General features: G+C 66.2%; 29 protein-coding genes. 13 read left to right on the top strand and 16 right to left on the bottom strand.

Features of this window, described 5'->3' with window-relative positions; translation table 11 throughout:
- Positions 1–12: 12 nt before the first annotated feature.
- Positions 13–966: an alpha/beta fold hydrolase gene (locus tag PKE71_RS10800; protein ID WP_271186983.1), complete on the top strand. Its 954-nt coding sequence runs from the start codon at positions 13–15 to the stop codon at positions 964–966.
- Positions 967–1,420: 454 nt separating this feature from the next.
- Here the strand turns inward: PKE71_RS10800 and PKE71_RS10795 are convergent, their stop codons facing one another.
- Genes PKE71_RS10795 through PKE71_RS10780 form a run of 4 tightly spaced genes read right to left on the bottom strand, consistent with a single transcriptional unit; the run spans position 1,421 to position 4,032 of the window.
- Positions 1,421–1,669 (bottom strand): hypothetical protein, encoded by a 249-nt coding sequence (locus PKE71_RS10795; protein ID WP_271186982.1) that lies wholly within the window; start codon positions 1,667–1,669, stop codon positions 1,421–1,423.
- Between the two features lie 46 nt (positions 1,670–1,715).
- Entirely contained in the window at positions 1,716–2,318 is a 603-nt protein-coding gene (locus PKE71_RS10790) for a response regulator transcription factor (RefSeq protein ID WP_271186981.1), read from the bottom strand.
- Positions 2,315–3,436 carry a sensor histidine kinase gene (locus tag PKE71_RS10785; protein WP_271186980.1) on the bottom strand — a complete coding sequence of 374 codons (1,122 nt, stop codon included), beginning with the start codon at positions 3,434–3,436 and terminating at the stop codon, positions 2,315–2,317. The genes PKE71_RS10790 and PKE71_RS10785 overlap by 4 nt, the downstream gene beginning before the upstream one ends.
- On the bottom strand, positions 3,433–4,032 hold the full coding sequence (locus PKE71_RS10780) for a DUF7010 family protein (protein ID WP_271186979.1): 600 nt from the start codon (positions 4,030–4,032) through the stop codon (positions 3,433–3,435). Before PKE71_RS10780 ends, PKE71_RS10785 begins: the two co-directional genes overlap by 4 nt.
- A gap of 202 nt (positions 4,033–4,234) precedes the next feature.
- Here PKE71_RS10780 and PKE71_RS10775 point away from each other — a divergent pair, with 202 nt between their 5' ends.
- The 6 genes from PKE71_RS10775 to PKE71_RS10750 all read left to right on the top strand — a co-directional run bounded on the left by PKE71_RS10775 (position 4,235) and on the right by PKE71_RS10750 (position 8,290).
- Positions 4,235–4,540 carry an aa3-type cytochrome c oxidase subunit IV gene (locus tag PKE71_RS10775; RefSeq protein ID WP_271186978.1) on the top strand — a complete coding sequence of 102 codons (306 nt, stop codon included), beginning with the start codon at positions 4,235–4,237 and terminating at the stop codon, positions 4,538–4,540.
- 118 nt (positions 4,541–4,658) lie between these two features.
- Positions 4,659–5,789, top strand: a complete 1,131-nt coding sequence (locus PKE71_RS10770; protein ID WP_271186977.1) for a Re/Si-specific NAD(P)(+) transhydrogenase subunit alpha — start codon at positions 4,659–4,661, stop codon at positions 5,787–5,789.
- Positions 5,786–6,043, top strand: a complete 258-nt coding sequence (locus tag PKE71_RS10765; protein ID WP_271186976.1) for a hypothetical protein — start codon at positions 5,786–5,788, stop codon at positions 6,041–6,043. Before PKE71_RS10770 ends, PKE71_RS10765 begins: the two co-directional genes overlap by 4 nt.
- The gene (locus PKE71_RS10760; protein ID WP_271186975.1) at positions 6,030–6,362 is read left to right on the top strand and encodes a proton-translocating transhydrogenase family protein; all 333 of its coding nucleotides are present in this window, start codon (positions 6,030–6,032) and stop codon (positions 6,360–6,362) included. Before PKE71_RS10765 ends, PKE71_RS10760 begins: the two co-directional genes overlap by 14 nt.
- Before the next feature lie 2 nt (positions 6,363–6,364).
- On the top strand, positions 6,365–7,768 hold the full coding sequence (locus PKE71_RS10755; RefSeq protein ID WP_271186974.1) for an NAD(P)(+) transhydrogenase (Re/Si-specific) subunit beta: 1,404 nt from the start codon (positions 6,365–6,367) through the stop codon (positions 7,766–7,768).
- Positions 7,769–7,861: 93 nt separating this feature from the next.
- Positions 7,862–8,290, top strand: a complete 429-nt coding sequence (locus PKE71_RS10750) for a DUF3995 domain-containing protein (RefSeq protein WP_271186973.1) — start codon at positions 7,862–7,864, stop codon at positions 8,288–8,290.
- 15 nt (positions 8,291–8,305) lie between these two features.
- Here the strand turns inward: PKE71_RS10750 and PKE71_RS10745 are convergent, their stop codons facing one another.
- From PKE71_RS10745 to PKE71_RS10730, 4 genes are all read right to left on the bottom strand, one after another.
- A complete protein-coding gene (locus PKE71_RS10745) occupies positions 8,306–8,665 on the bottom strand; it encodes a hypothetical protein (RefSeq protein WP_271186972.1) in 360 nt (119 codons plus the stop codon).
- A complete protein-coding gene (locus PKE71_RS10740) occupies positions 8,662–9,306 on the bottom strand; it encodes a SatD family protein (protein WP_271186971.1) in 645 nt (214 codons plus the stop codon). Before PKE71_RS10740 ends, PKE71_RS10745 begins: the two co-directional genes overlap by 4 nt.
- 65 nt (positions 9,307–9,371) lie before the next feature.
- Positions 9,372–9,992, bottom strand: coding sequence for a class I SAM-dependent methyltransferase (locus PKE71_RS10735; RefSeq protein WP_271186970.1), 621 nt, complete (start codon positions 9,990–9,992; stop codon positions 9,372–9,374).
- Positions 9,992–10,480: a DUF6265 family protein gene (locus PKE71_RS10730; protein ID WP_271186969.1), complete on the bottom strand. Its 489-nt coding sequence runs from the start codon at positions 10,478–10,480 to the stop codon at positions 9,992–9,994. The genes PKE71_RS10735 and PKE71_RS10730 overlap by 1 nt, the downstream gene beginning before the upstream one ends.
- Positions 10,481–10,561: 81 nt before the next feature.
- On the opposite strand from PKE71_RS10730, the gene PKE71_RS10725 reads away from it, so the two are divergent.
- A complete protein-coding gene (locus PKE71_RS10725) occupies positions 10,562–11,119 on the top strand; it encodes a DUF4269 domain-containing protein (protein ID WP_271186968.1) in 558 nt (185 codons plus the stop codon).
- Here PKE71_RS10725 and PKE71_RS10720 read toward each other — a convergent pair.
- Both PKE71_RS10720 and PKE71_RS10715 read right to left on the bottom strand, forming a co-directional pair.
- Complete coding sequence (locus tag PKE71_RS10720) at positions 11,116–11,856, bottom strand: 2OG-Fe(II) oxygenase (protein ID WP_271186967.1); 741 nt, start codon at positions 11,854–11,856, stop codon at positions 11,116–11,118. The genes PKE71_RS10725 and PKE71_RS10720 overlap by 4 nt on opposite strands.
- Before the next feature lie 95 nt (positions 11,857–11,951).
- Positions 11,952–12,281, bottom strand: a complete 330-nt coding sequence (locus PKE71_RS10715; RefSeq protein WP_271186966.1) for a TraR/DksA family transcriptional regulator — start codon at positions 12,279–12,281, stop codon at positions 11,952–11,954.
- Positions 12,282–12,460: 179 nt separating this feature from the next.
- Here PKE71_RS10715 and PKE71_RS10710 point away from each other — a divergent pair, with 179 nt between their 5' ends.
- Positions 12,461–13,402, top strand: a complete 942-nt coding sequence (locus PKE71_RS10710) for an ABC transporter ATP-binding protein (RefSeq protein WP_271186965.1) — start codon at positions 12,461–12,463, stop codon at positions 13,400–13,402.
- Positions 13,402–14,799, top strand: a complete 1,398-nt coding sequence (locus tag PKE71_RS10705) for an ABC transporter permease (RefSeq protein WP_271186964.1) — start codon at positions 13,402–13,404, stop codon at positions 14,797–14,799. Before PKE71_RS10710 ends, PKE71_RS10705 begins: the two co-directional genes overlap by 1 nt.
- Before the next feature lie 110 nt (positions 14,800–14,909).
- Here PKE71_RS10705 and rpsU read toward each other — a convergent pair whose 3' ends face one another.
- Positions 14,910–15,167: a 30S ribosomal protein S21 gene (gene rpsU / locus PKE71_RS10700; RefSeq protein ID WP_366917239.1), complete on the bottom strand. Its 258-nt coding sequence runs from the start codon at positions 15,165–15,167 to the stop codon at positions 14,910–14,912.
- A 124-nt stretch (positions 15,168–15,291) separates the two neighbouring features.
- On the opposite strand from rpsU, the gene PKE71_RS10695 reads away from it, so the two are divergent.
- Positions 15,292–15,969: a COQ9 family protein gene (locus PKE71_RS10695; protein WP_271186963.1), complete on the top strand. Its 678-nt coding sequence runs from the start codon at positions 15,292–15,294 to the stop codon at positions 15,967–15,969.
- A 224-nt stretch (positions 15,970–16,193) separates the two neighbouring features.
- Here the strand turns inward: PKE71_RS10695 and PKE71_RS10690 are convergent, their stop codons facing one another.
- From PKE71_RS10690 to purE, 3 genes are read right to left on the bottom strand one after another with little or no spacing between them, the layout of a single operon-like run.
- Complete coding sequence (locus PKE71_RS10690) at positions 16,194–16,985, bottom strand: metallophosphoesterase (protein WP_271186962.1); 792 nt, start codon at positions 16,983–16,985, stop codon at positions 16,194–16,196.
- A 45-nt stretch (positions 16,986–17,030) separates the two neighbouring features.
- Positions 17,031–18,110, bottom strand: coding sequence for a 5-(carboxyamino)imidazole ribonucleotide synthase (locus PKE71_RS10685; protein ID WP_271186961.1), 1,080 nt, complete (start codon positions 18,108–18,110; stop codon positions 17,031–17,033).
- A 6-nt stretch (positions 18,111–18,116) separates the two neighbouring features.
- On the bottom strand, positions 18,117–18,644 hold the full coding sequence (purE, locus tag PKE71_RS10680) for a 5-(carboxyamino)imidazole ribonucleotide mutase (RefSeq protein ID WP_373878811.1): 528 nt from the start codon (positions 18,642–18,644) through the stop codon (positions 18,117–18,119).
- Positions 18,645–18,803: 159 nt separating this feature from the next.
- Here purE and PKE71_RS10675 point away from each other — a divergent pair, with 159 nt between their 5' ends.
- The gene (locus PKE71_RS10675; protein ID WP_271186960.1) at positions 18,804–19,541 is read left to right on the top strand and encodes a GGDEF domain-containing protein; all 738 of its coding nucleotides are present in this window, start codon (positions 18,804–18,806) and stop codon (positions 19,539–19,541) included.
- Between the two features lie 20 nt (positions 19,542–19,561).
- Here the strand turns inward: PKE71_RS10675 and PKE71_RS10670 are convergent, their stop codons facing one another.
- Positions 19,562–19,774: a YdcH family protein gene (locus PKE71_RS10670; RefSeq protein ID WP_271186959.1), complete on the bottom strand. Its 213-nt coding sequence runs from the start codon at positions 19,772–19,774 to the stop codon at positions 19,562–19,564.
- A gap of 156 nt (positions 19,775–19,930) precedes the next feature.
- On the bottom strand, positions 19,931–20,518 hold the full coding sequence (locus PKE71_RS10665) for a UbiX family flavin prenyltransferase (protein ID WP_373878810.1): 588 nt from the start codon (positions 20,516–20,518) through the stop codon (positions 19,931–19,933).
- Between the two features lie 87 nt (positions 20,519–20,605).
- On the opposite strand from PKE71_RS10665, the gene PKE71_RS10660 reads away from it, so the two are divergent.
- Positions 20,606–20,794, top strand: coding sequence for a DUF465 domain-containing protein (locus PKE71_RS10660; protein ID WP_271186958.1), 189 nt, complete (start codon positions 20,606–20,608; stop codon positions 20,792–20,794).
- Positions 20,795–20,844: the final 50 nt, after the last annotated feature.

Genomic DNA, 20,844 nt, shown 5'->3' with positions numbered 1-20,844 from the left:
TAGCGCTAGGTCATGAACAAGAAGAACACCGCGGCCTCCCCGCGCCCGCCCGCACCGCTGATCCAGTTCGCCGGAGAAAAGCCGCCGGCCCCGGACTGGTTTGCCAATGCCCTGGCCAAGCCGACCGAAGCGGGAACGGTGACGGTCGAGGGCGCGACGGTGTGCTGGAAGGCCTGGGGCCGGCGCGGCATGCCCGGGCTGATCCTCGTGCACGGCGGCGTGGCCCACAAGGACTGGTGGGACAGTATCGCGCCCTTCCTGGCCGACACGCGCCGCGTCGTGGCGCTCGACCTTACCGGCATGGGTGACAGCGATCACCGCGAGCGCTACTCGATGGACACCTATGCCCGCGAGGTCATTGCCGCCGGTGAGACCGGTGGCGCCTTCGACGCAGGCAAGCCCTTCCTGGTGGGCCACTCCTTCGGCGGCTTCGTGTCGCTGGCAACGGCCACCGATCATGGCGAAAAACTGCGCGGCGTGGCCGTGCTGGACAGCCCGATCCGGCCCGCCGAGGAACAGCGCCGCTCCTCGCCGCCCAGCCGCGGCGGCACGGTCTATCCCAGTTTCCAGGCCGCCATGGAGCGCTTCCGCCTGCTGCCGGAACAGCCCTGTGCCAATGCCTTCCTGCTGGACCATATCGCGCGCCAGAGCCTGAAAGAGGCGACGCGGCCCGACGGTTCGCCCGGCTGGACGTGGAAATTCGATCCGAAACTCTGGGACAAGCTGCACTATGACCGCCCGCCGCCGGCCCAGCTGGCCGACCGGCTGAACACGCGTGTCGCCCTGTTCCGCGGCCAGGACAGCCGTCTCGTCACCGACGAGATCTGGGCCTTCATGCGCGAGACCTTCGGTCCGGAAACCTCGATGATTTCCATCCCCGACGCCCAGCACCACCTCATCCTCGACCAGCCCATCGCCGTGGCCGCCGCACTGGAAGTCCTGACCGGCCCAGGCTGGGGGGTTTAGAACTCCCTTCTCCCCTTCCGGGGGAGAAGGTGGGCGAAGCCCGGATGAGGGGCGCGCGCCAGCGCCGCAGAAAGTCTCTGAGTGGCCGCTCCGCGGCCGCCCCTCACCTTTGATTCCTCTCCCCGGCGGGGGAGAGGGGGGAGCTGACACCGCTCCTGTTTCCCCCGGCCCCGTTCCGGGGTCAGGTTGAGGAGCAAGACAGAGCTGGCAGCGCGAAACCGGCACGTTCGACAGACCCCGGAACTCGTCCGGGGAAATCGGGTTGAGCGTGTGTGAAGAATAAGTGCCGGCCCCAGGGCTCGCCCCGCTTGCGGGGGAGCTGTCCGCGAAGCGGACTGAGGGGGCGGTGCGAAGCGGCGCAGAGCGCGTAGCGCGCATTCACTCACCCCCATCGCCTCACTGCGCTCGGCACTTCCCCCGCTTCGCAGGGGAAGCCTGATGTGCATGCCCCACCCTATTCCGGATGCGAGTCCAGTTCTTTGGCGACGTCTGTGGGGATGTCGGCGGGGCGGGAGGTGAAGGTCTTTTTCAAGGCACCGAAGATGGCCGCCAGAACGACGAGCGCCAGCCAGACGCCGCCGATCTGCAACGCCCGCTGCGGCAGCGGATCGAGATAGCCGAAATCGCGATAGGCCAGCGCCACCAGCGCGCCATAGACGCAAAGGGCAATCACGGCTGACCAGACGGCAAACGGTATCTTCATGGCGGCGCCCTCCCTCGACGGGAAAGCTAGCAAGCGGGGTGCCAGCTCACAACCAGCCGCGCTCGCGGGCGAGCCGGGCCGCCTCGATCCGGTTGGCTGCGCCCAGTTTGGAAATTGCGCTGTGCAGGTAATTGCGCACCGTGCCCCGCGCCAGCCCCTCGGCCTCGGCGATGGCGGGGCTGTCCATGCCGGCTTCGGCCAGACGCAAAAGCCGCCGCTCGGTATCGGTCAGCGGATCGGCCTCGCTCCAGGCCTGTTCGGCCAGCCCGGGCGCGATGACCCGCTCGCCGGCAGCAACGCGGCGCACGGCCTCGGCGAGCTCGGCCGAGGGCGTGTCCTTGAGCAGATAACCGCTCACGCCGGCCTCCAGCGCCCGTCGCAGATAGCCGGGCCGGTCGAATGTGGTGACGATCAGCACACGCGTCCTTGCGCCGTCGCGGCGCAGCTGGGCGGCCAGTTCCAGACCGGTAAGACCGGGCATTTCGATATCGTTGACGAGAACGGCCGGCGTGTGGCGGCGGACCAGGTCCAGCGCCTCGCGGCCGGTCGCCGCCGTGCCCGCCACGGCGATATCGCTTTCCAGCGACAGAAGCGTCGCCAGCGCATCGCGCAGCATGGTCTGGTCTTCGGCGATGACGATTTCGATCATGAGGCCGTGTCCCCTGTGCCCGCCGGCCAGACCGCACGCAGGGCGCTGCCGCGTCCGTCCAGCCCGCGTGCGGTGTGAAGCGTCATGCCTGCCTCGGCCAGCCGCTGGCGCAGCCCGTCCAGCCCCCGGCCGGCGAAACGTGCACCGCCGCGGCCATCATCGGCCAGGGTCAGCACCAGGCCTGCCGCGTCCGTGTGCAGGGAGATGGCGACACGGCGCGCACCGGCATGGCGCAGCACATTGGTCGCGCCCTCGCGCACCACCATGCCGAAAGCTCCTGCGGCCATGTCGGACAGGTTTGCGTCGGCAGGCAGATCGAGGCTGACCTCCAGCCCGGCATCGCGCAGACGGCCGGCGATCTCGCCGGCGACCTCGGCCAGCGGCCGTACCCGCAACCCCGTGACCGCCTCGCGCACCTCGGCCAGGGCATCGCGGCCGATCTGCTGGATCGCGGCCAGCTCGGCCTTTGCCCGCCCGGGATCGGCATCGAAGAGACGATTGGCGAGGTCGGCTTTCAGCGTGACCACCGAGAGCGTGTGACCGAGCAGGTCGTGCAGGTCGCGGGCGATGCGCTGGCGCTCGGCCTCGACGGCGCGGGCGGCGGCATCGGCCTCCATCTCCTCGCGCACGGCTTCGCGCTCCTCGCTGCGGGCCGACCAGGCCGTCGCCGCCGCAATGATGGCGCCGAACACCAGATAGGCCAGGCTGTAGAGCCAGGGTACGCCGGTTGCCAGACAGCCCGCTACCAGGGCGGCCAGCCAGGCGGCAAGGCCGATGCGCTGCCATTGCCGGTCGCGGATGCGCGCCATCATGGCGACGGCAAAGATGAGATAGACCGCGGCACCCGGATTGACCCCCAGCAGCCAGAAACCCAGCAGCTGGACGGCCAGGGCTGCCGGCAGGCTCGTCCAGTCGCGCCGGATCATGGCGAAGACGAAGAGGCACAGGAAAAGCGCCGTCGCCACGATGGTGACGGCGAGGGTCTCGCCGGCCGGAACGCCGTAAAACCAGGGCGCAAACGGCAGCACCAGATAGACCAGATAGATCCAGGGCCGGTGGGGCGAGAGATGCCGCCACCACCGGCCTTGCGTCTTCACATTCTGCAGGCGTGCCTTCACGCGGGCTGCTCCGTCATCGCCGTGGCCTGAAGGCCCTTCTTACGGCGCAAACGGCCCAGTTCCCAGCGCATCCCGCCCGCAGCCAGCAGGTAGAGGGCGGCGACGGTCAGCGGCAGCACGTCGAAGCGGCCTTCCGGGAAGGCGTACCAGAGCACGCTCACCGCGGCGACGCGTGCGATGGCGTGGATCAGGCAGACGCGGCTGCCATAGGTCCAGCCGATGACCGGCCAGTGCAGCGTCATGCCGATGGCGAGGCTGAGCGGGGCGGCGTCCGGCGAGATGTCCAGAACGATGAAATGGACCGGCCAGAGCATGTTGATCGACATCACCGAGAGGAGGCCAACCCCGGCGATCGGCGATTTCGACTTCATGAAGGGCGAGGCGAGGGGTTTCTGCAACAGGAGGCCCAGCGGGAAGATCATGCCGGACAGGGCCGCGGCGGTCAGGGCCCAGTCTGCCGGCGGCAGGTAGCGGCTGAGCGCCGCCAGGGCGATCCAGTAGATGGCGCCGGCCACGGGCAGGGAAATGCCGCCGCCGGCATCGAGATAATACTGGTCCTTGACGTTCTGCAGCTGGGTTTTGAAATCGTCGGTCATGAGAGGGCTCCGGTGTTCGTATCCGGAGCCACTCTCGCGCTGCAGCCGCCCTTGCGGCAGAAACAGGTCTCACCGATCGGACATGACAGGTGTCACGCCGGGCATGGCACCCGCCCCCGGCGGCAGCACCGCATCTTGGCGGGGCGCGCAACGCGTGCTATCCGCTCGGTCACATGGCATCTTTTTGACAGGGGTTGCAGCAATGGCGGCTGATCACGTTCGCGGCGAGATGGACATTTCCCAGCACAAATCCACGTTCGACGGTTTCATGGCCGTCAGCACCTGGGGCTCCCTGCTCACCGGCGTGACGGTGCTCTACCTCACGCTCGCCTTTGCAGTCGGCATGGACTGGCTCGCCTCGCTGATCGGCGTGGCCATTGTCGGTGTCATCGCCGGCCTCGTCCTGCAGATGAAGATGAGCTGGTATGTGACCGTGGGCGGCCTGTTCGTGTTCGGACTGGTCTGCGGCGGCGTGGTGCAGCTCTTCAGCCTCGCGCTCGGCGGTTAAATCTGCCCCGCCGGCAGCGCTATACTGCACTGCACAAAGAAATTTTTCTGCAGGCCTTCCCCTTCGGGAAGAATTCGACCATGCTCGCCGCAAACAAGCCATAAAGCGGCGGGAGACCATGCGAATTGCCATTCTGAAGGAGCGACATGCGGGCGAGACCCGCGTGGCCGCGACCCCCGAAACTGTCAAGAAATTCGTCGGTGCCGGCCATGAGGTCGCCATCGAGAAAGGCGCCGGCGTGGCTGCGGCCATTCCGGACGACGCCTTCGCCGAGGCCGGTGCCAAGATCGGCACGGCTGCGGCAACGCTGAAGGGCGCCGAGGCGCTGTTCGGTGTGCGCACACCGGACGAGGCCACGCTCGCCAAGCTGAAGGGCGTGCTGCTCGTCTGCCATCTCGAACCACACGGGAACACCGCGAAAGCCGAGGCCCTGGCCAAGGCCGGGATCGACGCGCTGGCGATGGAATTCGTGCCGCGCATCACCCGCGCCCAGGCGATGGATGCCCTGTCCTCCCAGGCCAATCTCGCCGGCTATCGCTCGGTGATCGAGGCGGCGCAGCTCTACGGACGCGCCTTCCCGATGATGATGACGGCGGCCGGCACGGTCGCCCCGGCCAAGGCCTTCGTCATGGGGGTCGGTGTTGCCGGCCTGCAGGCCATCGCCACGGCCCGCCGCCTCGGCGCCATTGTCACCGCGACAGATGTGCGTCCGGCGGTGAAGGAACAGGTCGCCTCGCTGGGTGCGAAATTCATCGCGGTCGAGGACGAGGAATTCAAGCAGGCCGAGACGGCCGGCGGCTATGCCAAGGAAATGTCCAAGGAATACCAGGCGAAACAGGCCGAGCTCATCGCCAGCCATATCGCCAAGCAGGACGTGGTCGTCACCACCGCCCTGATCCCCGGACGCCCGGCACCGAAACTCGTCTCCAAGGCGATGGTGGAGAGCATGAAGCCCGGTTCGGTGATCATCGACCTGGCTGCGCCCACGGGCGGCAATTGCGAGCTGACCAGGGCCGACGAGGTGGTCGAGCACAAGGGCGTGAAGATCGCCGGCTTCGCCAATCTGCCCGCCCGGCTCGCCGCCGACAGTTCCGCGCTCTATGCCAAGAACCTCGCCAACCTGCTGCCGCTGCTCGTCGACGATGACGGCAAGAAGGCGCCGCACTGGGACGACGAGGTCATCCAGGGCATGGCGCTGACCAAGGACGGTGCCGTCGTGCATCCCAGCCTGGTGAAGGAAGGCGCGTGATTTTCGCATTCTTCCGCAATGTGATGGCGTGGCTGGCGGCCATTGTCATCGTGTTTGGAGTGATGCTGTTGTTCCTGGGCGCGTTCTCCGGAACTTTGCTGGCGGCCGAACCCCTTGACGAATACGGCCGCCAGGCCGGCCTCAGCGCCGACGCCCGACTTGTTACGTATGCCGCAGGCATTGCAGCCCTTCTGACGGGCGCTGTTCTGCTCTCCGGCCGGAGCCAAATTGGAGGTTTCAATGGAAGCCGTTGATCCCGTCATCTTCCGCCTGGCGATCTTCGTCCTGGCGGTCTTCGTGGGCTATTACGTCGTCTGGTCGGTGACCCCGGCCCTGCACACGCCGCTGATGGCCGTCACCAATGCCATTTCCTCGGTCATCATTGTCGGCGCGCTTCTGGCGGCCACAGCCACGGCCGGCAGCGAGGTCGCGGGCCAGGCCGCGTCCGGCGGCGGTGCGGGCTTCTCGCGCGGGCTGGGCTTCGTCGCCATCATCCTGGCGAGCGTGAACATCTTCGGGGGCTTCCTGGTCACCCGGCGCATGCTGGCCATGTACAAGAAGAAGGAGCGCTAGACATGTCCGTCAATCTGGCTGCCCTCCTCTATCTCGTCTCCGGCATTCTCTTCATCCTGGCCCTGCGCGGCCTGTCGAGCCCGGAAACCGCCCGCCGCGGCAATCTGTTCGGCATGGCCGGCATGGCGCTGGCGATCGTCACCACCCTGCTCGCCGTCGACCTCGACGCGCTGTCGCTGGTGCTGATCGTGGCCGGTATCGCCATCGGCGGCGGTGTCGGTGCGGTGATCGCACGGCGCGTGCCGATGACGGCGATGCCGCAACTGGTCGCCGCCTTCCACTCGCTGGTCGGCATGGCGGCCGTCCTGGTCGCCGCGGCCGCGCTCTACGCGCCGAACGCCTTCCACATCGCCGATGCGCTGGGCAATCTGAAACAGCTTTCCCTGTTCGAACTGTCGCTGGGCACCGCGATCGGCGCCATCACCTTCTCCGGTTCGGTGATCGCCTTTGCCAAGCTGAACGGCAACATGTCCGGCGCGCCGATCATCCTGCCCGCCCGGCACATACTGAACATCGCCATCGGTGTGTTCATCGCCCTGATGATCGCCTTCCTGATGGCCTCGGGCGGCGATGCGAAACTCGCCTTCTGGCTGATCACCATCGCAGCCCTCGTGCTGGGCATCACGCTGATCATCCCGATCGGCGGCGCCGACATGCCGGTCGTGGTGTCGATGCTGAATTCCTATTCCGGCTGGGCCGCGGCCGCGCTGGGCTTCACGCTGGAGAACACGGCACTGCTGGTCACCGGTGCGCTGGTCGGCTCGTCCGGTGCGATCCTGTCCTACATCATGTGCAAGGGCATGAACCGCTCCTTCATCTCGGTGATCCTGGGCGGGTTCGGCGCCGACAGCGCCGCAGCCGGCGATGCCGGTCCGCAGGGCAATGCCAAGATGGGCTCGGCCGACGACGCCGCCTTCGTGATGAAGAATGCCGGCAAGGTCATCATCGTGCCGGGCTATGGCATGGCCGTCGCCCAGGCGCAGCACGCACTGAAGGAAATGGCCGACATGCTCAAGGAGGAGGGCGTCGAGGTCTCCTACGCCATCCACCCGGTCGCCGGCCGCATGCCGGGCCATATGAACGTCCTCCTGGCCGAGGCCCAGGTGCCCTATGACGAGGTGTTCGAGCTGGAGGACATCAACTCCTCCTTCTCCAATGCCGACGTCGCCTTCGTGATCGGCGCCAATGACGTCACCAATCCGGCCGCCGAGGACGATCCCGGCTCGCCGATCTACGGCATGCCCGTCCTGCAGGTCTGGAAGGCCCGCACGGTCTTCTTCGTGAAGCGCTCGCTGGGCTCCGGCTATGCCGGGGTGGAGAACCCGCTCTTCTTCCGCGACAACACGATGATGCTGCTGGGCGACGCCAAGAAAATGGTCGAGAGCATCGTCAAGGCGCTCGACTGACGGATCCCGGGGAGCGGCGCGACGATGTGACCGCTTCCCGCTTAGCCCCCGTCACGCATGATGCCTGCGCGCCGGATCGGAAGGGGGCATGTCATGCATACGGTTCTGGGCTGGTTCTGCTTTCTCGTCCTGTCGGCCACGGCCGGTCTGCATGTCTATTGGGGACTGGGCGGCCTCTGGCCGGCCGATAATGCAGCGGCCCTGTCGCGCACCGTGATCGGCACGCACAGCGGTGTCATGCCGCCAGCCGGAGTGACGCTCGTCGTCGCAGCCCTGATCTTTGCCGCCGGCAGTTTCGCCTTCGCGCGCGGCGTCCTGGCCTGGGACTCGCTGATCCTGCTGCGGGTGCCGCTGGCCGGACTGGCCCTGATTTTCCTGCTGCGCGGCGCGGTGAGCTATATGCCCGGCCCGTTCTCACGGGCTGCCGAACCCTTCGCCCACCTCAACGCGGTCTATTTCTCGCCGCTCATCCTGGCGCTGGGCGCCGCCTTCGCCGCGCTGGCCCTGTCGCCTCGGCAATAGGGTCGGACGCTGGTTCTAGAGCAGTGCGGGGACCACGCTTCGCACCAGGAAGACCGCGAATAACACCATCAGCACCGATACCAGATTGCCGACGAGGAAGTAGTTCTTCATCTCGTCATGGTCCGGGCTCTCATCGCTCATCCGGTTGGCCAGCTTGACCGCGGCGAACAGGGTCAACACGTGCGGATAGCCCATCAGCAGACCGGCATAGAGCATCAACCTCTCCAGCACCCCCTTCACCGTCTCGATATCGAACCAGCGTCCCGTCTCCCGCTCGCCGGGCAACGCCAGCCGCAGCCAGCGGAAGAGGAAAAGGCCGGCGACCTCCATCACCAGGAAGATGCCGGCCGCAGCTGCGCTTTCAGCGATCATCATCCCTCCTCCGACGGGGAGGCCAGTCCCCGATCCAGAATCGTCAGCAGCGCCGATTGCAGCGCCCGGTACTCTTCGACGAGCAGCGTCCTGCGGCGACGGTAGACGCTGGTGCGATCGCGGTCGAGCCGGTCGGCGGCTACGCTGTCGTCCGGCTCTTCCAGCAGAACCGCCGCATAGGGTCGCTCAACGTCGTTCCAGCGCGCCCGCAGACCTTCCAGTGCCAGCAGAATGTCTGCGGCGGCAGCCGTGAGCGTCACATCTCCCAGCTCAATCGTGCAGCGTGTCCTGCGGCGCTTCTGGGTCGGCTTTTCGGTCAGTAGCTGGCGTGCCCGCGTCAGGCCCGGCCCGAGCATGCCATGGGCGATGTCCGGGTTTATCGGCGTTTCGATACCGCCCTCCAGTATGACATAATGCAGGTCGATCGGCGGATCGGCCTCAAGGCACAGCGCATCAAGAGCAAAAACGATGCGCATGGCAGCTTCCGCCGAAGCGACGACGCCCTGGAATTCGTCGCCCAGCGTGACCGTGAGCGGAGAACGGATATCGTCGGCCTGCGTGTCGTTGATCGTGGCGACAACGCCGGCCAGCCAGTCTCGAACCCGCCCCGCCTCGCGCCGAGAACTCGCCGTCACATCGCCCATAAGGATAATATTATTTTGCATCATTTGTGCAAAATATCACAATGTGCATATTATCTGCAACACACCTAACCCACACTAGCGACGCCGCGATAGACAAAACCCGATATCCGGGGCGTGCGCGGCGTATAGGCCGCATCCATCGTATCGATGTGAAACCCGCCCTGCGCGATCAGCCGGTCCATCGGACGGGCGAGATGACAGCCGCCGCCAATCCGCTTCCAGACCGGTTCGACGCGTCTTTGCCAGCGCGCGACCCCGGCATCCGGTGCCAGACCGTGTTCCAGGAACACCAGCTTCCCGTCCGGCCGGAGCACACGCCGCATCTCGGCGAGCGCGGCCGGAGCGTCGGGAATGGTGCACAGGGTGAAGGTCAACAGCACGGTGTCGACACTGTTATCGTCCAGCGGCAGGGCCTCGCCGGACGCGTCGAGCAATTCCACCGGCACAGCCTGCCGCGCAATGGCCCGGCGCGCCTTCACCCGCATGCCCGCCGACGGCTCGACACCGATCACCCGTTCAACGCGGGCGGCATCGTAGAAGGGCAGGTTCGTGCCCGACCCCAGCCCGACTTCCAGCACCACGCCTTCGGCCTGCGGCACGATGGCGCGGCGATGCTTCTCGATCGGCCGCGCCCCGCAGGCACAGGCAATCAGGTTGGGCAGGATCCGTTCGTCGTAAAACCCCATCACTCCATCCTGTGAAAATGGAAGGGCACGGTTTCCACGCGCCCGTCCGAGCGGCGCATGTCGAGAAAGGCTTTCAGCCCCGTCTCGCCATCGCGCTCCAGCACCAGGCCCGAGAAGATCACGCGATCGCCGTCCAGCGCAAGAAACTCGAAACTCACCTGCTCGCCGTTTTCCTCCCAGCCGGTGAAGTCGCGATTGAAGTGCTTGACGTGATAGCCGAACGCCCCGTCGGGATTGTGCCCGATCATCAGCATTTCGGAGAATTGCAGCGCGCCGTCGGCGCTGTACTGGAAGGCCCCGACCAGCTCGCCCGATGCCGTGCGCATCCAGCATTCCGACATCTCGCCATCGAAGCCTGGCCCGGCCCAGCACCCTTCCAGCCAGCCGAGCGCAGCAAGAACCTCGTCCGGCTCGCTGGCCTGCGACGGCGCCGGAAGCAGGCCAAGCCCTGCCCCCAGCCAGACAACAGCAATCAGAAAAGCACGCATTTGAAGCCCTCCCGCACCCCGGACCGCCCGCCCGGCAGCAATGGCGTTGACACTAGGACATAATCGGGAGAAAGGCGTGCCATGCCTTGCGACATTCTGCCGGTGCGCGATGCGCGCGCCATACTGGACCGCGCGGACGTGTTCGGCCGCCTTGCGCCCTTCGATCCGCGATGGGTCGGCTCGATCCCGCTGGACGTGCACGGGCCCGATGCCGACGCCGATATCGCCTGCACGGCCGGCCCCGACCTCGCTGTCTTCCGAAAGGCCCTGATCGAGGCCTTTCCCGGTGCGGCAGTTGCCGACAATGAACATGCCGGCGAAGCCTCGGTGATCGCCCGGCTGACGCTGGAGGGCATGCCGGTGGAGATTTTCGGCCGTTGCCGCCCGGTGGAAACCCATGAGAGCTATATCCACTGGCTGGCCGAGGATCGCCTTCTGAACCTGGCCGAAGACCGGTTTCGCGACGATATCCGCGCCGCCAAGGCCGGCGGGCTGAAGACCGAACCGGCCTTTGCCCGGGTGCTTGGCCTGGGTGGCGACCCCTTTGCCGAACTCCTCAAGCTCGCCTCACCCGGCGACGACGCCCTGCGAACGCTGATCCGCGGCGCCGGCTATGCCACGAAGGGCACGGCGTCCTAACTGCCGCCGGGTCCCGGGTCGGTGCCCGTGCGCAGCCAGCCGGTGATCGAGACCCGCGCGCCACGCACCTTGTCGCCGACACGCGTCACGGCGTGCGGCTGCGGCACCCTGAACATCGACAGTGTATTGCCGCGCGGCACGAAGGCAGTCTCGACACTGCCGCCGGGGCCGTAGAATTCCAGCAACCCGCCCCAGCCCTTTTTCCAGCCATCGGACAGGGTCAGCACATAGGCCGCGACCCGGTTCTTGCCGGCCACGCCATCATCATGCGTGGTCAGGAAATGGCCGCGCGTATAGCGGGTCAGCTGGGCATCGGCGAAGGCAATGTCCGGCGCGTCGAGGATGGTGCGCATCGGATCGAGAAAGCGGTCGGAATTGATCAGCTCGAACAGGTCGCACAATGCCGGCACTTCGCGGCGCAGTTCGCCGCGGTGCCATTTGTCGTAGATCGAATAGGTGTCGTAGAGATAGCCGAAGCCGCGCCTGGCTTCGGCATCGACATGACGCTGGAACTCGGCCTTCTGGGCCGGAGACTGTTGCCCCATCGCCGCGGAATCGAGGTCGAGATGGCGGCCATTGAGCTTGGTCACCAGCGTCCAGCGCGGCACCGTGTCGATAGCCGCACGCGCCGCCGCCAGCGTGTCATCGTCCAGCAGGCTTTCCACCTGGCAGCGCGTGGTACCGGCCATCGCCTGGCGCGGCGTTTCGATATCCAGGGTGGGCGAAAGTGCTGACATGTCTTCCTCGTTCCGGGCCGTGCGGCATAGCTCTGATTTTTGAGTGGTCGCATTTTCGAACCGCAAAACCGGTCCCCACTTTTGCTGAAAATGCTCTAAGCACAACCGGCGCAGCGCGGCGTTGCGGGATCAATCTCCAGCCGCCGCGCCTCGATCGTTTCACCGCATTCCACGCACCAGCCGTATTCGTCATTCTCCAGCCGTTCGAGCGCGGCGTCGATGCGACGAATTTCCTGCGCCCGCCGCGCCTCGGCCGCCTTGGCCATCGCCTGCACCTGCAGGGAATCCTGGCGCGACAGCCGGCCGCCCGACTGCTGGTCGAGCGCCACGGGCTGCCGGTCCTCGCGCGCAGCCGCGGACAGATCCCGCAACTCCTCGCGCAGCGCGACAAGCCGCGATCTCGCAGTTTCCGGCTCGATGGACATGATCTCCCCGACTGTCTGGCCGCGCTCACTATCGCCCCGCAGGCGATGACCCCCAAGGCCGCGCTGCAGCCGCCCGCCCGGCGGCGGACCGGGCCGGGAGGGACGCCTTGCTGTTCAATACCGGTGGATCACCGGGCGGCGCACCTCTAGTTTCGCAGGACACGACACTGAGGGGCATCATGTCAGAGACCATTCTCGCCTTGGACGGCGTTTCAAAGACGTTCAACGGCAAGCCTGCCGTCCGCGATGTCAGTTTTTCCGTGGAGCGCGGCCAGATCACCGGTTTCCTGGGGCCGAACGGCGCCGGCAAGACCACCAGCCTGCGCATGTCGCTGGGCATTCTCACGCCCGATCGCGGCACGGTTTCGCTGTTCGGCGGCCCGCCGCGGCCCGCAGCGCTCGACCGCGTCGGCTTCCTACCGGAAGAACGGGGCATCTATCGCAAGATGAAGGTGATCGATGTGATCGTCTTCTTCGCCCGGCTGAAGGGCGTCGCCCCGGCCGAAGCGCGCCGCCGCGGCCTGCAGATGCTCGAGGAATTCGGCCTCGCCGAAGTTGCCGAAAGCAAGGTGAAGACCCTGTCCAAGGGCATGGCCCAGAAAGTCCAGATCATCTCGACCCTGGTGCACGAGCCGGAATTCATCATTCTGGACGAGCCTTTCTCGGGCCTCGACCCGGTGAACCAGAATGCGCTGGAACAGGTGGTACGCCGTCAGGCCGAGGCCGGGCGCACCGTGCTGTTCTCGACCCATGTGATGGAGCACGCCGAACGCCTGTGCGACAAGATCGTGCTGATCGCCAAGGGCCGGAAGGCCTTCGACGGTACCGTCGCCGAAGCGCTGGGCCAAGTGCCGCGGCGCGTGACGCTGGAAATCGTCTCCGATCATGACCTTTCCCGGGTGCTGGCCGGCAAGGGCGAGGTTCACCGCGAGACCCGGGGCGAACACGAGGTCTGGATCGTCGATCTGGGTCCCGGTGTCGATGCCCAGGACATTCTCAAGGCCTGTGTCGATGCCGATGTGAAGCTGACCCGGTTCGAACCGGTGCGCGCCCATCTGCACGATGCCTTTGTCCATCTCGTCGGCCGCGAAGCCGCCGCCCCGGAAGCGGAGACCGTCTGATGCGCAATATCTATCTCATCGCCCGCCGCGAATTCCTGTCCTATGTCGCGACCTGGGGCTTCTGGCTGTCGCTGCTCTCCGTGCCGCTCTTCATGGCGCTGGGCTTCGGCATGCCGATCCTGATCGAGAACTCCCAGCCGACCCGCTACTACGTGCTGGTCGACGAGACCGGCGGCCGTCTGGAAGAGGCCGTGTTCGAGCAGATCGACCGGTCCCGCGAGGACCAGGCCGAACAGGTGCGCGAGGCCCCACGCGAAATCCTCGGCGACAATCCCCAACTCGGCGCGGCCATCGACAATTCGATGCAGCTGGACAATGACGGCTATATCCGCGTCGAGGCCGGCACGACCGACCTCAATGAGCTGCGGCCCTATCTGACCGGCGATGCCGAGCTGGAAACCGCCGACGGCCCGCAGCCGCTCTTTGCTGCCATCTTCCTCAGCGAGCCCGTGCCGGGCCGTGTCGAGATGGCCTACTGGAGCACCAATCTGACCGATCGCGACCTGCGCCGCGATATCCGCGACGCCCTGCGCGACTACATGCAGCTGCGTCATCTGGTGGAGAATGGCGTCGACCCGGCGCTGATCGAGGCCGCCGAAGACCTTGAGCCCGTGGTGCGCGAGCTCAATCCGGAACGCACCGACGAGGCTGCGGAAGTCACAGAAAGCGAACGCCTGCCCATCGTGATGGGCGTGGCCACCGCCTTCGGCCTGTGGATCGTGATCTTCTCGGTGGTGAACATGCTGCTCACCGCGATGATCGAGGAGAAGGGCAACAAGGTGCTGGAAATGATGCTGGCCTCGGCCCGGCATCACGAAATCCTGACCGGGAAACTGCTCGGCGTCGCGGCCGTGTCCGCCACCCTGCTGATCTTCTGGGGCGGTCTCGCCTCGATCGGCGGTCTGGCGATCCAGCAATTGATGGCCGCGGCCGATATTCCGGCTGCGGAAATCCTGGCCGCCCTGTTCGATCCGGCGCTGCTGGGCCCGGCGATCGGCTATTTCATCGTCGGCTATCTGATGTATGGCGCGGTCTTCCTGGCGATCGGTTCGCTGTGCGAGACGATCCAGGACGCCCAGACGCTGATGAGCCCGATGATGCTGGTGATGATGATGCCGCTCTTCCTGGTGATGATGGCCATCGATGCGCCCGACTCGCCCATCGTCGCGATCGCCAGCTGGATCCCGTTGTGGACCCCCTTCATCATGCTGGTCCGCCTGCCCCAGGATATCGGCATGATCGAGATCATCGGCTCGACCCTGGGCATGGTGGTCACCGCCCTGATCGTGATCTGGGGCGCGGGTGTGCTGTTCCGCATGGGCGCCCTCAACCAGGCCAACCAGGACACGGTGAAGAGCTGGTTCCAGTTCGGCGGCAAGAAGAAGGCGGCGTCCTAGGACGCCGCCGCCCGGCCCGCCCCCCAGACCGCAATGCCCAAAAGGAAAACGCCGCGCCCCGGATCCGGGACGCGGCGTTTTCGCGAAACCTGTAATAAGGTCTGGCGACCCTAGCGGCGACCGCCACGCTTCGCGATGAGACCCTCGCGCTGAGCCCGCTTGCGGGCCAGCTTGCGCGCACGGCGAATGGCTTCAGCCTTTTGGCGAGCCTTCTTCTCCGACGGCTTTTCATAATGATTGCGGCGCTTCATCTCGCGGAAAGTACCTTCCCGCTGCATCTTCTTTTTCAGCGCGCGGAGCGCTTGCTCCACATTATTGTCGCGCACAACGATCTGTACGATGGCTCTCTCTCCATTATCTGGACGCAAGGACCATCCTCACGCCGCTAGTTCGCCAGAGGCGGGGCTACTACCAGAGCTGCGACGCCGTGTCCACTCTGTCAGCGCACACGGGCGTAGTGACGCGCAGGCGCGTCTGGTCTAGGAATGACGCATGACCGATGCCGCTTCTGACACCCGATTCCGCAAGTCTACCACACGCGAGGCCCTGCTGCAGCCCATGCTGGCGCATGCGGCCTTCGACGGCTGGACGGCTGACAGTTTCCGCGCCGCCTGTACCGATGCCGGGATCGATGAGGGCCAGGCCCGCCTGGCCTGCCCGCGTGGCGAGCTGGACATGCTGGTGCACTGGTCAAGGCGCCTGGACGAAGCCGTGCTGGACGCGGTGAAGGCGGCAAACCTGGCCGAAATGAAGATCCGCGAGCGTGTGCGCTTCGGCGTCACGGCGCGCCTCGAGGCGCTCTCGGGGCATGAAGAGGCCGCCCGCCGGGCCCGCGCCCGCCTGATGCTGCCGGATGCCGCCGCAGACGGTCCGCAATTGCTGTGGGCGACGGCAGACACGATCTGGCGCGCCATCGGCGACACCTCGACCGACGTCAATTTCTACTCCAAGCGGACGATTCTCTCCGGCGTCTTCGGCACGACCCTGGCCGCCTGGCTCAATGAGAGCGATGCCGCAAAGCCCGAGGCCCGCGCCTTTCTCGACCGCCGCATCCAGAATGTGATGGATTTCGAGAAGACCAAGGCCCAGCTGACCAAGATGACCGCCGACCTGCCCGACCTCGCCGGCCTGCTCGGCAAGCTGCGCTACGGCCCGGGACCGCGGGTTTAGGGCATCTTCATCGCAATTGCCGTCGATGAGAATACTGTGACTTCTTGAGTGGTCGCATTTTCGAACCGCAAAACCGGTGCCCACTTTTGCTGAAAATGCAGGTCTTTGATGGTCGCATTTTCGAACCGCAAAACCGGTGCCCACTTTTGCTGAAAATGCTGGTCTTTGATGGTCGCATTTTCGAACCGCAAAACCGGTGCCCACTTTTGCTGAAAATGCTCCGGCTAACCCTCCCACCGCGGAGAAGCGTACCAGGCCTGTTCGGCGGGCACCTGGACCAGGTCGCGCTCCGGCCAGCGCAGAGCGGTGAGATGACCGCCGAAGACGCAGCCAGTGTCCACACAGACGACATTATTGTGCTCGCGCACCTCTGGCTCCGCGACATGGCCGTGCACGACAGTCGCCGTGCCGGAATACTTGCGCGCCCAATTGCGGCGGACGGGCAGGCCGTGCAGGTCCCGTTCGCCCGTCACCTCACCGAACATGGCAAAGGCCCGCACGCGGGTCGTGTCCTCGCCATGCATGTCGGCATGAACGCCGGCATGGGCGACCACCAGCTCACCACCATCCAGCAGGAGATGGTGCGGCAGGCTGTCGATAAAGGTCGCGACCTGACGGCGGAAATCGTCGCTCTCGCGGCGGAACTGGGCGATCGTGGCGTCGAGCCCGTGGCTCACCTTCACATCGCGCCCGGCCAGCCAGCGGCGGAACTTGTCGTCATGATTGCCGACCACGCAGTAGCCCGCCCCGGTCTCCACCAGATGCATGGCCAGGCGCATCACGTCCGGCGTGCGCGGTCCGCGATCGACCAGATCGCCCAGCAGGACCGCCTTGCGGCCCTCGGGATGGCGGATGCGATAGTCGCGTGAGCCGGCGACGCCCTCATAGCGCACCTCATAGCCCAGCCGGTGCAGCAGCCGCTCCAGCTCGCCGGCGCAGCCATGCACATCCCCGATCAGGTCGAACGGGCCGCTGTCATCGATGAAGCGGTCGGGTGCGGTGGGATTTGTCATCATGTCCATACCCCCAATATGGGGCGCGGGACAGCCGTGTGCGAACCCCTAAAGCGGGGAGAGGCGGTTCACATGGCCCATCTTGCGGCCGGCGCGCACGGCGCGCTTGCCGTAAAGGTGCAGGCGGGCCTGCGGATCAGCGGCCAGCGCCGCCCAGTCATTGGCATCCTCGCCGATCAGATTCGTCATCACACAGGCCGAGTGCGGCGACGGATCGCCCAGCGGCCAGCCGGCCACAGCGCGCATATGCTGTTCGAACTGGCCGCAGCCGCAGGCATCCATGGTCCAGTGACCGGTATTGTGGACACGCGGCGCGATCTCGTTGACCACCAGCCCGCCGGAGCCGAGGTCGAACAGCTCGACCGCGAAGACACCGACATGCTGCAGCCCGCCGCCGATGGCGCGGGCGATCTCGAGCGCGCGGGCCTGGGTCGCGGCATCGACGCCGGTCGCGGGCGCCAGGGTCTGCTTGAGAATGCCGTCGCCATGGATGTTCTCGCCCAGCGGCCAGGCCTTCACCATGCCGTCGACCGAGCGGGCCGCCACGACGGACAGCTCGCGCGTGAAGGCGGCAGCGCCTTCCAGGATGGCCGGCTTCTCGCCGATCGCCTGCCAGGCTTTCGCGGCATCGCCGGGCTCGCGGATCCAGGCCTGGCCCTTGCCGTCATAGCCGAAACGCCGGGTCTTCAGAACGGCCGGCAGGCCGATCTGCGCAATGGCCGCCTCGAGGCTCTGAATGTCGTCGACGGCGGCGAAGGGCACGGTGGCCACGCCGGCCTCGTTGATGAAGCTCTTCTCGACCAGCCGGTCCTGGGTCAGCTCCAGCGAGCGGGCGCCCGGGCGCAGATGCGAGACGCGCGCGGCGATCCCGACCGTCGCGACGGGCACGTTCTCGAATTCATAGGTGACCGCATCGCAGCGCTCGGCGAAGGCCTGGACGGCGCCCTCATCGTCCCAGGGTGCGCAGAAGGACCGGGCCGCCACCCGCGAGGCCGGACAGTCCGGCTCGGGCTCGTAGACGTGGACGTCGAAGCCCAGCGCTGCGCCGGCCGTGGCCAGCATGCGGCCGAGCTGTCCGCCGCCGAGAATACCGATCACCGAACCGGGCGAGAGCGGAGCTGTCGTCATGGAAGATCAGTCCTCGACCGTCACCGGCACGCTGTCGGTCTGGGCCTGGCGCCAGTGCGCCAGCCGGCCGGCAATCCCGTCATCGGACAGGGAGAGAATGGAAGCCGCGAGCAGGCCGGCATTGGTGGCCCCTGCATCGCCGATCGCGAGCGTGCCCACCGGAACGCCGGCCGGCATCTGGACGATGGACAGGAGGCTGTCCTGGCCACTGAGTGCCTTGGACTTCACCGGCACGCCCAGCACCGGAAGGGTTGTCATGGACGCGATCATGCCGGGCAGGTGGGCCGCACCGCCGGCACCGGCGATGATCACCTTGATGCCGCGCTCGCGGGCGCCCCTGGCAAACGCGACCAGCCGGTCCGGCGTGCGGTGCGCCGAGACGACCTGGGCCTCGTAGTTCACGCCGAGATCGCGCAGCAGGCCGGCCGCCTTCTTCATGGTCGGCCAGTCGGAACGCGAGCCCATGACGATGGCGACATCGGCAAGGCTGGCGGTGGCAGCCATATCGGGTGAGGACGGCGAAAGATCGCTCATGACGCTTCCTGAACGAAGAAAAGGAAGCGCGGGACCTTAACCTTCGCGCGAGGAAGGTCAAGGCGCCTTTCGAGACAGGGCAAATCTTTCGGCGCTTGAGGGTTTCTTAACCACACTTGTTCACGTTTCGGGAGGATTGGAATCGGAGTGGATCGGCGCATGCGCATCGGCCCCTTGAACACGACCGGCAATGTCTCCCGCAGCGGGCGGTCAGATCCGGCCCGGAAAGGCGACGCGGCAAGCTCTGCTGCAGCGCCGCGGGATTCCGCCTCGATCATGGGCGTGCCCGAAAGCGAACTGACGCCGAACGTCCAGCGCGCCCTGCTGTCGCTGATGGGCGAGGTCGATCAGCTGCGCAAGGAAACCGAGCGTCTGCGCGGCCGCGTGCGCGAGCTGGAATCGCTGGCCGACCACGATGTCCTGCTGCCGGTGCTGAACCGCCGCGCCTTCCTGCGCGAGGTCTCGAAAGCCCTGGCCCTGGCCGAACGTCACGAAGCGCCGTCCTCGCTGGTCTATATGGACCTGAACGGCTTCAAGGACATCAATGACCGCTTCGGTCATGCCGCCGGCGACGCTGCGCTGCATCATGTGGCCGGCCTGCTGGCCGCCCATGTGCGCGAGACCGATGCGGTCGGCCGCCTGGGCGGGGATGAGTTCGGCCTCGTACTGACCCTGACCGGTCATGAAGGCGCGCAGGCCAAGGCCCAGGAACTCGTCGACATCATCGAAACGACCCCCTTCGTGCACAAGGGCCACGAGCTGAACGTGGGCGCAGCCTGGGGCTGCCATCCGCTGCAGGCGGGTCACAAGGCCGAAGAGGCGATGGCCCAGGCCGATGCCGCCATGTATGCGCGCAAGCAGGCCCAGAAATCCCGGGCGGACCGCCGCCAGGCCTGAGCGCCAGGCCCTGACGGGGCTCAGGCGATGATGTCGGGCGTGATCTGATCCTCAAGCCGGGCGATCTCGTCCTTCAGCCTGAGTTTTTCCTTCTTGAGACGGGCAATCTTGAGCTGGTCGACGACACCATTGTCGGACAGCATGTCGACCTCCCTGTTCAGCGCATCATGCTGCTCGCGCAGCGCCGTGAGCTGTTCAAGAAGGGCCTGTTGCTCCTGGGAATCTCCGTCCATTCCTGAGCCGTCTCTTTCCGCTTGTCGAAACAGGATCTGCCGGACCGCCGGCGACACCTGCAGGTGTCGCGCCGGTGCGATGCGGGAAAGCGGGATACTAGCGGCTTTCGACCGGCAGATAAATCCGCAAAGGGCGCTGCGGACGCGAAGACATGCTCAACGGCGCCCGCCCTCCAGATCCTCGCCCCAGCGGCGGGTTGAGTCCCAGTCCAGCCCGAACAGGTCGAGGGCCCGGCCGACCGACTGGTCGACCAGATCGTCGATGGTTTCCGGCTTGGCATAGAAGGCCGGCAACGGCGGACAGATCACCGCGCCCATCTCGGTCAGGGTCTCCATCGTGCGGATATGGCCAAGGTGGAAGGGCGTCTCCCGCACCATCAGCACCAGCCGCCGCCGCTCCTTGAGAACGACATCGGCGGCCCGTGTGAGCAGGCTGGATGTCACACCGGTGGCGATCTCGGACATGGTGCGCACCGAGCATGGCGCGATCAGCATGCCGCGCGTCTGGAAGGAGCCGGACGCGATCGGCGCGCCGACATCGGGCATCTTGTAGACATGGTCCGCCCGGGCCCGGAAATCGCGGATCGACAAATCCGTCTCGTAGCCGAGAGTCATTTCGGCCGCCTTCGAGGCCACCAGATGGCTCTCGATTCCCATTGTGCGGAGCGCATCCAACGCCCTGATTCCATAGATAACTCCGGAGGCGCCCGAGACACCCACGATCATCCGGTCCGGCTTCACCATCCCCTAACCTCGAAACGTTTCGTGAATAGACATAATGCGTGGACGTGTTTCAATCGAGTGTTCCACTTCAGAAGAGGAGACGTCTCCATGTCCATCGAAGCCCGCATTCGTGAGCTCGACGCCCGTCACACGCGTCTGGATTCTCAGATCGACGAACTGAAAAAGCATTCGTCGGCGGACTCGCTGGAAGTCGCCCGGCTGAAGAAGGAGAAACTTCTGCTCAAGGAGCAGATCCAGTCCCTCCGAACGACCACGCATCAGTCTCTGGCCGGATGATCCGGACGAACTGATGCGAACCCGACTGACACGCGAAGCAGGGGGCGGCT

The sequence above is a fragment of the Maricaulis virginensis genome (assembly GCF_027922185.1).
GTDB lineage: Bacteria > Pseudomonadota > Alphaproteobacteria > Caulobacterales > Maricaulaceae > Maricaulis > Maricaulis virginensis.
This window is presented reverse-complemented; position numbering and strand designations above follow the sequence as displayed.

Excerpts from the sequence above, each read along its gene's own strand:
- PKE71_RS10800 (WP_271186983.1), top strand. The coding sequence starts at position 13 with ATGAACAAGAAGAACACCGCGGCCTCCCCGCGCCCGCCCGCACCGCTG.
- PKE71_RS10795 (WP_271186982.1), bottom strand. The coding sequence starts at position 1,669 with ATGAAGATACCGTTTGCCGTCTGGTCAGCCGTGATTGCCCTTTGCGTC.
- PKE71_RS10790 (WP_271186981.1), bottom strand. The coding sequence starts at position 2,318 with ATGATCGAAATCGTCATCGCCGAAGACCAGACCATGCTGCGCGATGCG.
- PKE71_RS10780 (WP_271186979.1), bottom strand. The coding sequence starts at position 4,032 with ATGACCGACGATTTCAAAACCCAGCTGCAGAACGTCAAGGACCAGTAT.
- PKE71_RS10775 (WP_271186978.1), top strand. The coding sequence starts at position 4,235 with ATGGCGGCTGATCACGTTCGCGGCGAGATGGACATTTCCCAGCACAAA.
- PKE71_RS10770 (WP_271186977.1), top strand. The coding sequence starts at position 4,659 with ATGCGAATTGCCATTCTGAAGGAGCGACATGCGGGCGAGACCCGCGTG.
- PKE71_RS10760 (WP_271186975.1), top strand. The coding sequence starts at position 6,030 with ATGGAAGCCGTTGATCCCGTCATCTTCCGCCTGGCGATCTTCGTCCTG.
- PKE71_RS10755 (WP_271186974.1), top strand. The coding sequence starts at position 6,365 with ATGTCCGTCAATCTGGCTGCCCTCCTCTATCTCGTCTCCGGCATTCTC.
- PKE71_RS10750 (WP_271186973.1), top strand. The coding sequence starts at position 7,862 with ATGCATACGGTTCTGGGCTGGTTCTGCTTTCTCGTCCTGTCGGCCACG.
- PKE71_RS10745 (WP_271186972.1), bottom strand. The coding sequence starts at position 8,665 with ATGATGATCGCTGAAAGCGCAGCTGCGGCCGGCATCTTCCTGGTGATG.
- PKE71_RS10740 (WP_271186971.1), bottom strand. The coding sequence starts at position 9,306 with ATGGGCGATGTGACGGCGAGTTCTCGGCGCGAGGCGGGGCGGGTTCGA.
- PKE71_RS10735 (WP_271186970.1), bottom strand. The coding sequence starts at position 9,992 with ATGGGGTTTTACGACGAACGGATCCTGCCCAACCTGATTGCCTGTGCC.
- PKE71_RS10730 (WP_271186969.1), bottom strand. The coding sequence starts at position 10,480 with ATGCGTGCTTTTCTGATTGCTGTTGTCTGGCTGGGGGCAGGGCTTGGC.
- PKE71_RS10725 (WP_271186968.1), top strand. The coding sequence starts at position 10,562 with ATGCCTTGCGACATTCTGCCGGTGCGCGATGCGCGCGCCATACTGGAC.
- PKE71_RS10720 (WP_271186967.1), bottom strand. The coding sequence starts at position 11,856 with ATGTCAGCACTTTCGCCCACCCTGGATATCGAAACGCCGCGCCAGGCG.
- PKE71_RS10715 (WP_271186966.1), bottom strand. The coding sequence starts at position 12,281 with ATGTCCATCGAGCCGGAAACTGCGAGATCGCGGCTTGTCGCGCTGCGC.
- PKE71_RS10710 (WP_271186965.1), top strand. The coding sequence starts at position 12,461 with ATGTCAGAGACCATTCTCGCCTTGGACGGCGTTTCAAAGACGTTCAAC.
- PKE71_RS10705 (WP_271186964.1), top strand. The coding sequence starts at position 13,402 with ATGCGCAATATCTATCTCATCGCCCGCCGCGAATTCCTGTCCTATGTC.
- PKE71_RS10695 (WP_271186963.1), top strand. The coding sequence starts at position 15,292 with ATGACCGATGCCGCTTCTGACACCCGATTCCGCAAGTCTACCACACGC.
- PKE71_RS10690 (WP_271186962.1), bottom strand. The coding sequence starts at position 16,985 with ATGATGACAAATCCCACCGCACCCGACCGCTTCATCGATGACAGCGGC.
- PKE71_RS10685 (WP_271186961.1), bottom strand. The coding sequence starts at position 18,110 with ATGACGACAGCTCCGCTCTCGCCCGGTTCGGTGATCGGTATTCTCGGC.
- purE (WP_373878811.1), bottom strand. The coding sequence starts at position 18,644 with ATGAGCGATCTTTCGCCGTCCTCACCCGATATGGCTGCCACCGCCAGC.
- PKE71_RS10675 (WP_271186960.1), top strand. The coding sequence starts at position 18,804 with ATGCGCATCGGCCCCTTGAACACGACCGGCAATGTCTCCCGCAGCGGG.
- PKE71_RS10670 (WP_271186959.1), bottom strand. The coding sequence starts at position 19,774 with ATGGACGGAGATTCCCAGGAGCAACAGGCCCTTCTTGAACAGCTCACG.
- PKE71_RS10665 (WP_373878810.1), bottom strand. The coding sequence starts at position 20,518 with ATGGTGAAGCCGGACCGGATGATCGTGGGTGTCTCGGGCGCCTCCGGA.
- PKE71_RS10660 (WP_271186958.1), top strand. The coding sequence starts at position 20,606 with ATGTCCATCGAAGCCCGCATTCGTGAGCTCGACGCCCGTCACACGCGT.